The organism is Clostridium sp. AF02-29 (genome assembly GCF_934835585.1).
Classification (GTDB): Bacteria; Bacillota; Clostridia; order Lachnospirales; family Lachnospiraceae; genus Otoolea; species Otoolea fessa.
Window position 1 is genome coordinate 1 of record NZ_CAKVZK010000054.1, and the last position, 9790, is coordinate 9790.

Sequence of the window (9790 nt, forward strand, 5' to 3'; positions counted from 1 at the left end):
ATTCATCTCACCACCTAGAGAGGATGGGAGAATTCTTGCAAAGTGTTGTTAAAAATTCAAAGTTTGACATAAGCTCCCCCCTATTTGGAAGTATTCTTCTTTTTCTTTGGCGCTGTCAGCTCATAGCTTAACGCAAGTAAATTTTTAATCGGCTCATCCAGCCCCGCATCCCCCAGCAGAACACTGATCCACTTCTCCTTGTTCATATGGTATGCCGGAAAATATCCTTTCTGCCCCCGCAAAGAACCTATCAGCATCGGATCACTCTTTAGATTTATAACATCTATGATATTATCATCCTCCAGCCCCAGCTTACTCCCTGCAACACTCAAAATCACGCCATACCATTTATTATTATCCGCCCGACGCAGCACTGCGTTCGAATCCTTCCACGGATATTCCGCTTCCGTGCCATATTCCTGTTTTACCCATTGAAATAATTCTTCTCTTGTCATTTTGGTGAAACGCCTCACTTTCGGTTTCAATGTAGAATATATTTGTTATTTGCAATGCTTTTGTTTGTATAAATATGTTTTTATAGTGCATTATGATATTCTGTTTCAGCGACAATTTATCCTTTTACAAAAGCCACCCCAAAAGCTCTCTCTCGAACACCGCCAACGCCCGCTTCACATACTCCCTCCGCGCCGTTTCATCCACAAGTGAAACCGCACACGGATTCATCTGCTTAAAATCCGGCACTTCTGCCTCTTCGCAGTGGCGTTTTCCGTTCGGATAACACCAGGCAAACCACCAGTCCTCCGGCAGAATTATTTCCTTTTTGAGATATCTGGATGCCTCCTGCTTAAGCCCATCGGTTATATCATCTACCTGATAACCATTTGAAAAGCCATCCTTGGAGCTGGCTTCTTTATCAAACAGGCAGAATCCCGCAAACAAATTGTGTTCTACTTCAATTCGAAACCAGAGTTCCAGACCCGCTTTTTGAAATTTTGCCTTTTTTACCACATAATTCAATCCAGGATAGGTGCTGTAACAATCATAAAATTTATCATGCTGTGAATCCTGATAGGAATAATATCCACTATCCTTTTCTAATTTCAAACCATATTTTTCTAAAATCGGCTGCATCTGCTGCTGAAATTCTTCAAACACCTGGCGAATCAGCCGCACCTTTGCCTTTTTCATTGATTTTTCAATCTCAATTCCGGCAAGAAATTTTTCCGGCGATTCGTACAATGCCTCAATCACTTTATCTGCCACTTTCTTCTCTCTTTCATCCGCTATGCTATGTACCGCATCCAAATATTGCTCCATCACTGCCCGAAATGGCTCTTTTAAATTTTGCAATTCACCTTCCAGCCACCGATAGATATCTTCTGCCCATGAAATACACTGGATTTGCCCTAATGGTAATAAATTTCCTCCGCCTTTCTTCTTCCGACTGTACTCAGATGGCGGAGTTCCAAAACGGGTTAGATATATCAATCGGGAATTTTGTGCCATCTCAAAGTAATCCGAACACTGTCCTTCCTGTTCCCCCGCATAGATTTTTACCTCGATCGGAATCTGATACTCCGCATTCCGTATGAAAATATCAATTCTTCTCTCTTTATCGATCGGGTACTCTTTGACTACCTCCGTATGCAATAGCAATGTATTGCTTACCAGATCCATTTTCAACACATCTCGGATAAACGATTTCAGAAACCGGATTCCGCAGCCATGCATTCCCTCCGGGTTCAGCAGATTGGTCAAAAAACGGCACATGATCACTTCACGGCTCTGTATCTCTAATACATCAAAAATGTTATAGGCTGATAATTTCTTATGAAATGGTATGTTTTTACAGTTTGTATGAATTTGCGATAGTAAATCTCTATATGTTTCCATTTTTCATTCTCTGGCGATTCCCGTTTGTCTCACTTTTCATTTATAAAACGATTTCTTTTTATCTATCATACCATAAAAAACACGGTTCTCACAGACTCCATCCAAGGCATCCCTCCAACTTTCTTCACACCAAATCATACCTTATCCTGAATTATTCCCTCTTCAAAAATCAATGACAATTACGAAAAAATCGTCCTTTCCTTGAATCCCGAAATGGACTCTTCCTATGATGGCATAAATCTAAGAATTTAATTGACTGGCTGATTTCAGAATAAACTTGAAAAAGAATGTGCCTTTTTGTGTAATAGAGAATTCCAAGGAATTTCCTATTACACAAAAATAGCGGCGGTCTGCACTCATCATGCAGGACCGCCGCTGAAATTGATTCTATAAAGTTACTTTCTCATAATGATCTCATCACGTCCCGGACCATTGGATACCATGGTTACCGGTACGCCAAGCTCTGCCTCGATCGTCTCGATGTAGTTGCGGCACTCTGCCGGGAGATCTTCGTATTTCTTGATTCCGCGGATATCACATTTCCAGCCCGGAAGTTTCTTCAGAACCGGTTTTGCCTTCTCCAGTTTGTAGGTTACCGGGAAGTCTTTCACTACTTCGCCGTCGATCTCATAGCCTACACAGATCGGGATCTCATCCAGATATCCCAGAACATCCAGAACAGTCAGAGCCACTTCGGTTGCACCCTGAATGCGGCAGCCGTAACGGCTTGCTACTGCGTCGAACCAGCCTACACGTCTCGGACGTCCGGTGGTTGCACCGAACTCACCCTTATCACCGCCACGACGACGAAGCTCATCTGCCTCATCACCGAAGATCTCGCTGACAAATGCACCTGCACCGACTGCACTGGAGTATGCCTTTACAACGGTTGTGATCTCTTTAATCTCGTACGGCGGAATGCCTGCGCCAATAGCGCCGTAAGCTGCCAGAGTCGAAGAAGAAGTAACCATCGGGTAAATACCGTGATCCGGGTCTTTCAGGGAACCTAACTGACCCTCAAGAAGGATGTTTTTGCCCTCTTTGATCGCGTCATGCAGATATGCAGATACATCGCATACATACGGCTCTACCATCTTCTTGTATTCCATCAGCTCTGCCAGAACCTCATCCGGGTTCAGCAGCGGTTTGTGGTACAGATGCTCTAACAGGACATTCTTTGTCTCGCAGACACGCTGTACTTTATCTTTCAGAGCTGCCTCGTCCTCGAACAGTTCGCTGACCTGGAAACCGATCTTCGCGTATTTGTCAGAGTAGAACGGCGCGATACCGGACTTGGTAGAACCGAAGGACTTGCCGCCCAGACGCTCTTCCTCATACGTATCAAACAGAACATGGTACGGCATCAGGATCTGTGCGCGATCCGATACCAGAATATGTGGCATCGGAACCCCCTGAGATACCAGGCTTTCCAGCTCTTTTACCAGAAACGGGATGTTTAATGCCACACCATTGCCGATGATGCTGGTTGTGTGTCCGTAAAATACACCGGACGGCAGAAGGTGAAGTGCGAAACGGCCATAATTATTGATAATCGTATGACCTGCGTTGCTTCCTCCCTGAAAACGGATAATGATGTCGGATTCCTTAGCAAGCATATCGGTAATCTTACCCTTGCCTTCGTCTCCCCAGTTAGCTCCTACTATTGCTCGTACCATGAATTTTCCTCCCTCAGAAGAATATAAATACTTTTCGGCATGATCGAAAAACGATCATGCCCTCTTACTGTATAATCATACACAACTTTTCTATATAAGTAAAATCAATATTATTTATAAGCTGCATAATTAGCACTTATACTATTGATGCTCACACATATGCCAGGCAATATGATCTGAAAAACCTCTACTTTGCAGCTCCTATTTTTCTCATGTGGTTACCTTCGCCAGCTGATTAAAAAGCTTCGCAGCCGCCGGGGACATCCAGGCTTTCTCAGCTGCCACCAGACAAAACTCACGGGATGGCATCTCTTCGTCAAATTCCAGTGCAAAAACCTCACCATTCCCAAGGGCCTCCGATGCAAAATCCGACATCAGACAGCCGATTCCCAGATTCCGCTTAACAAACTGGACAATCATCTCACTGGTGGCCAGTTCAAACTCCGGCTCCAGCCGAACCCCGCGCTTTGCCAGAAACTCATCCATAAAGCGGCGCGTACTGGTATTGCGCTCCAGGAAGATGCAGGGGCAGTTCAACAGCTCTTTATATGAAAGTTTTCTGCCCTTTAACTGGGCTGCGTATTTGGGTCCGGCTATAAACACATTGCGGATCTCCTGAACCGGAAGACTCTTTACCGCCTGCTTGGTCTCAAAAGGTGTGCTGACAATACCGAAATCAATGTGTCCCTGATAGAGTGCTTCAAGGGTCTCGGGCGTCGGACCGTTTGAAACCGTCACCTTGATATTCGGATACTGCTCATGAAATTGTTCCAGATATGGAAGCAGATAAAACTGAAGTGTCATATCGCTCGCGCCAATGCGGATCTCGCCCGTTTCCAGGTCCTTCATGCGCCGCAGCATCGTCTCCCCGTCCTGTATCGCATCAATTCCCCGTCTGACATACGACAGAAGCAATTCTCCCTCGCTCGTCAGCTTCACGCCGCGCGATGTCCGCAAAAAAAGGCGGCAGCCAAGCGCGGTCTCCAGTTGTCGGACCGCCTGGCTGACCGCCGGCTGGGAAATGCAGAGTGCCTCTGCGGCCGCCGTGATGCCGCCGCATTCGCACACGCTGCAGAATACCCGGTAATACTCCAGATTCACACTTCCATGTAAATCCTGTTTAGACATTGATCTCTGCTTTCACGCCCAGATCTTCTTTATTTGCATCCAGAATCGGCTGGATTACCTCTGCCAAGAACTCATCTACCTGCTCTTTTGCACGGCCGATGTAGCGCTCCGGTTTCATCGCTGCTTTCAGGTCATCTAAGGACAGATTGAACGCCGGATCCGCTGCAATCAGCTCGAGAAGGTTGTTATCCAAACCTTTCTCTTTCACATTCTTTCCAGCTTCCATCGACAGAGTACGGATCTTCTCATGCAGTTCCTGACGGTCACCGCCTGCCTTTACTGCATCCATCATGATATTCTCGGTTGCCATGAACGGAAGCTCTGCCATCATGTGTTTCTCGATAACCTTCGGATATACAACCAGACCGTCAACGACATTCAGGTACAGATCCAGAATACCATCAATTGCAAGGAAGCCTTCCGGAACACTCAGACGCTTGTTCGCAGAATCATCCAATGTACGCTCAAACCACTGGGTAGATGCAACCAGCATCGGGTTCATCACGTCTGCCATCACGTAATTAGCCAGGGAAGCCATACGCTCGCTTCTCATAGGATTTCTCTTATATGCCATAGCGGAGGAACCGATCTGATTCTTCTCGAAAGGCTCTTCTACTTCTTTCAGATGCTGAAGAAGACGGATATCGTTGGAGAATTTATGGGCACTCTGTGCAATACCGGCAAGAACATTTAATACACGTGTATCCTGCTTACGGGAATAGGTCTGTCCGGATACCGGATAGCAGCCATCAAAGCCCATCTTCTCCGCGATCATCTGATCTATCTTGCGGCACTTTGCATGATCCCCATCAAAGAGCTCCAGGAAGCTTGCCTGTGTACCGGTTGTTCCCTTGGAGCCAAGGAGACGTAAGGATCCAAGCACATAATCCAGATCATCCAGATCCTGCTTGAGCTCCATCATCCACAGAGTTGCACGCTTGCCGACGGTGGTCGGCTGTGCCGGCTGGAAATGAGTAAACGCCAGGGTCGGCTGTGCTTTATATTTATCAGCAAATTTAGCCAGCTCATCCAGAACACTGATCAGTTTCTTACGTACCAGCTTCAGGGCTTCTGTCATAATGATGATATCGGTGTTGTCTCCTACGTAGCAGGAAGTTGCACCCAGATGGATGATTCCTTTTGCTGTCGGGCACTGTACGCCGTACGCATACACATGGGACATAACATCGTGGCGCACCAGTTTCTCACGCTCTTTAGCAACATCAAAATTGATTTCATCCTTATGTGCTTTCAATTCATCGATCTGCTCCTGCGTAATCGGAAGGCCAAGCTCCTTCTCCGTCTCTGCCAGCGCAATCCAGAGTCTTCTCCAGGTGCGGAACTTCTTGTCCGGAGAAAAAATATACTGCATCTCCTTGCTTGCATAGCGCTCGGAAAGAGGGCTTACATATCTGTCGTACATGGCTAATTTACCTCGCTTTCTTTTTTCAGGGTATGGAAAATAGTCTCTTTCGCAGTCATTTGAAGGCGTCACCGACACATTTTCTCAATATCCTACCTGCAAATTATAATACAGGCACTTTTCAAAATCAATCACTTTTCGCTGTTCCGGCTGCAGCTCTTTCGTTCTTGGTTACTGTTCACGCATACATGCCCAGTGACGGAATTTGCCACAGTAACCGTTCCTGCTCTTCCATTCATCCTTCATGCCCGGCCAAACGTTTTTCCTGCCGCAAACAGTCACTCTCCTTCTGATTCCACCCGTTCGTGCAGGATTTCCAGCTCTCCGGTCTTCAGATGCAGACGGATTTTCGTGGAAGTTCCCGTTTTTTCTGTTGCTCCGTATGTTTCCCCGGCATTTTTCCGTTCAACTGTTCTCTTCTCCTGCCGGTCTGCTGGCGCTTCCTCCGCCCCATTCTCTGCTCTTTCCCCCTCCGGCAGCTCATACTCGATCACATCCATCTCTCGGATCGACCAGATCCGTTCCCGCATCTTCCATATACTCGCCAGGTACATGGATACAGCCAGTGCAAGTCCATACAGAAAATACCTCTGCCTCCGCTTCCTCCGCCAGCGAACGCGTTTCAGATAGCGGCGAATCTTCCGTTTTTGATATTTAAGCAGCTTTCTGCTTTGCGGCATTAATTTTTGTGCATTTCTATGTTTCTCTGACATCTGCATTCCTCCCGCAGGTGCCTCTCCATTTTTACTATAACAAATAGAAAAAAATCTGTAAAGATGATGCGGCTCACAGGCAGGGCTTTTCCGAACTGAAAGTTGTGGTTTTCAGGCAGTTTATTTTTTCTCATGATACGCTTTTTCTGTATTCACACTCCAGATATGCTCTTTATCCGTACTTCCCGCCAGAAGGAGATCCACTGCACAAAATGCTGTCATCATCGAATGATCCATGTTATTGTAGCGATGCTGTCCATTCCGTCCGATACAGAACAGATTTTCGATTTTATTCAACCATGCAGTCAATTCACCCATCCGGTCATAGGTGCCAAAATAAGCTGGGTATGCTTTCTTTACTTTCTCGATATGAAAATCAAGAATTTCCAGAAAACCAAATCTATAATTTATCACATAAGCCGTCAAAAGCACCCCCAGAAAGCCAGCGCTGATCGCCCAGTCTCTCTTTTTTTCTTTCATGACAACACCCAACCTTCCAGCCATTCCAGCCACTGCTCGGCAAATTCCTGTTTTACCGGATATCCAGACAGCACCGGATAGAAAAGAAGGAACGCGCCGATCACTGCTGCCAGATACAGCAACGCTGCTTTCCTGGTTCGTTTCGGATCTCTTTCCCAGAAAAAACGCAGACAATTTCCCAGCATTAAAATCTGTATCATACTGCACGCAAAATACTGATAGATAAACACGGTTCTGTGGATAAATAACCACGGAAACAGCATGGAAGCATAAGATATGCACAGATATCCCGCTATTTTATCCTGTCGAATCTGCCACAGGTATATATTATAAAATAGCGCCGGAATTGCCGACCACCAGATTACCGGGTTTCCAAAAGTTGAAACCACACTGATTTTACCGGACTTAAGCGACGTGTATGCATCCAGAAGCGGTCGTTTAATCCAGGCCCACTCATACCATTCAGAGGCATATGGATGTTCAAACACCGTTTCCTCGTGGTAATGAAGCATAAGCTGCTGATTTTCCCACATAGTCTGGAAAACATTTCCATTTCCCATACCATTTCCATAAGAAAGATAGGATGCAACGTAAATCACTGCCGGAATCAAAATGTATGCAGCGATACAGATGACAGACAGCCCCGCCAGGTAACTTATCGCCGCCTGTCCAGACATTCCCTTTCTGGTCCGTGCCGCAGCTGTCCCATATTCCTGGAACAAAAATGTAAAAAAGAGGACTGCAATCCCCGCGCAGGCATATACCCCTGTCCACTTCGATGCCATCGCCGCTCCAGCTGCCATGCCATTTAAAATCATCAGACACACCGTTTTCCAGCTGCATCCCATTTTCAGGTCATCCAGCACCAGATACATCAGATAAAAGGTAAGCAGGATAAAAAACCCCACTATCACATCAATGGTTCCGATTCTTGACAATGTAAAATGCATGAAATCAAAGACTATCAACAGTGCTGCAAATGAGGCAATCCATGTACTCCGGCTGATTTTCCGCATAAACGCATAGCTGACCGGCACCATCAGGATGCCAAACAGAGCGCATACACACCGCCATCCAAACGGCGTCATTCCAAATACGCGGATTCCCAGACTCATCCACCATTTTCCAAGCGGTGGGTGCGTTGTCTCATAAATTGTACGCCCTTCTACTATCTCATTTGCCGTTCTGGCATAGTAAACCTCATCAAACATACTTTGGTATTCATAGGTTGTATCCGCCGGAAACAATTCTTGCTCATCAAATGCCTCTGGATAATCATCTGCATTGGATGGAAGGATCGGATTTCCATCCGGATCCAGAAGAACGATTTCCAGAACCTCTGCACTCTCATCCATCGACACGATCCCTAGTTCGTAAGTGCGGTAATGAATTTCCACTGGATTCCAGCAGTATACAGATAACAATTCTGTCTCTTCCCCGATGGCATCCCAGCCATTTCCCTCGGCATTCGGAACCGAGCATACAAAATGTCTCTTCTCCTTTCCACCCAGATAAACCTGCGCTTCTGAGATAGTCACACTTCCATCAAACCGAAGCACCATCTCATTTCCGTGGCTATCATTTTTTTCAAATTCATACGCAGTCTGCGGCGCCTTCATGCTTCCAAGATTCACAAATGCCATCACAGCAAAGAGAACTGTCAATCCTGCTGCCATACACCAGTCACGGCCGGACCAGGGCGCGCCGGTCTTTTCCGACTCTGTGTTCTTTTCACAAGATTTTATTCCCAAGCTCTTCCCGGCATCTATTTTTTCACTCCCCGTCATTCGTTTTGATGCGCAGCGTGCCGCTTTTGCTTCATCCAGCTCGACTCTCGATTCAGGAATCTGACATTTTTGTAATAATATCATTTATATCACTGGTTCTAAAAGTAAAAATCTGTGATATTTCAATTAAACTTGTAACTATAAATCCCATTAAGGCAATATTTTTAATGTTTCTAAATTTATCCCACAATATCGGCAAAAAGAAACCAAATGGAACAAATAAAAGTATATTCAAACAAGCATTAATGAAATCCGAAACCATATCCAAAAACGGGATAATGTTCACTGCAAAATCAATTTTCAGAGATGCTATATTAGGAAAGCCTACAAGTGCTAAGACTGCAGTAAAATAAAACCCAAATACCATATAAATAATAGTTCGTTTCCAGCTATGAAAACATAACTTGTTATATATGCACCAAATAGGAATTATAAAAACAGCTGCCGCAACAATTTCGATAAGTGCACTATATATTCTATGCATGTTTTTCTACCTCCACAACTCAGAATTTGTCATAATCATTCTACCATACCGTTATGCATAAATCATCTCATGCAAAATAATTTCTTCTGCCCGATTGTGAATGTTATTGCAACGCTGCACCCATTCCATTTGATGGGTACGCTTTAATTCTTCGGTCACGCCCTCGGTAGCTTTCATCTGCTCCATGATAGTATCTAACCGTTCCTGTGCCTGTTCGTTCAGGTCTGCAAGATATGTCCACAATT

General features: G+C 45.4%; 10 protein-coding genes. All 10 read right to left on the reverse strand.

Annotated features, from left to right (window positions below; translation table 11 throughout):
* Positions 1-80 precede the first annotated feature (80 nt).
* Positions 81-455: an MmcQ/YjbR family DNA-binding protein gene (locus tag PUQ60_RS10900; protein ID WP_273381147.1), complete on the reverse strand. Its 375-nt coding sequence runs from the start codon at positions 453-455 to the stop codon at positions 81-83.
* A 124-nt stretch (positions 456-579) separates the two neighbouring features.
* A complete protein-coding gene (locus tag PUQ60_RS10905; RefSeq protein WP_273381146.1) occupies positions 580-1854 on the reverse strand; it encodes a PD-(D/E)XK nuclease family protein in 1275 nt (424 codons plus the stop codon).
* Positions 1855-2249: 395 nt separating this feature from the next.
* Entirely contained in the window at positions 2250-3530 is a 1281-nt protein-coding gene (locus tag PUQ60_RS10910; protein ID WP_186854882.1) for an adenylosuccinate synthase, read from the reverse strand.
* A gap of 210 nt (positions 3531-3740) precedes the next feature.
* A complete protein-coding gene (locus tag PUQ60_RS10915) occupies positions 3741-4658 on the reverse strand; it encodes a LysR family transcriptional regulator (protein WP_273381143.1) in 918 nt (305 codons plus the stop codon).
* Positions 4651-6081, reverse strand: a complete 1431-nt coding sequence (purB, locus tag PUQ60_RS10920; RefSeq protein ID WP_273417178.1) for an adenylosuccinate lyase — start codon at positions 6079-6081, stop codon at positions 4651-4653. The genes PUQ60_RS10915 and purB overlap by 8 nt, the downstream gene beginning before the upstream one ends.
* A 278-nt stretch (positions 6082-6359) precedes the next feature.
* On the reverse strand, positions 6360-6794 hold the full coding sequence (locus PUQ60_RS10925) for a hypothetical protein (protein ID WP_273381139.1): 435 nt from the start codon (positions 6792-6794) through the stop codon (positions 6360-6362).
* A gap of 120 nt (positions 6795-6914) precedes the next feature.
* On the reverse strand, positions 6915-7298 hold the full coding sequence (locus tag PUQ60_RS10930; RefSeq protein ID WP_273381137.1) for a hypothetical protein: 384 nt from the start codon (positions 7296-7298) through the stop codon (positions 6915-6917).
* Positions 7271-9025, reverse strand: coding sequence for a phospholipid carrier-dependent glycosyltransferase (locus PUQ60_RS10935; RefSeq protein ID WP_273482995.1), 1755 nt, complete (start codon positions 9023-9025; stop codon positions 7271-7273). Before PUQ60_RS10935 ends, PUQ60_RS10930 begins: the two co-directional genes overlap by 28 nt.
* An 88-nt stretch (positions 9026-9113) precedes the next feature.
* A complete protein-coding gene (locus PUQ60_RS10940) occupies positions 9114-9545 on the reverse strand; it encodes a VanZ family protein (RefSeq protein ID WP_273417180.1) in 432 nt (143 codons plus the stop codon).
* Positions 9546-9596: 51 nt separating this feature from the next.
* On the reverse strand, positions 9597-9790 hold a 194-nt coding region (locus PUQ60_RS10945), incomplete at its 5' end, for a TnpV protein (protein ID WP_273417181.1).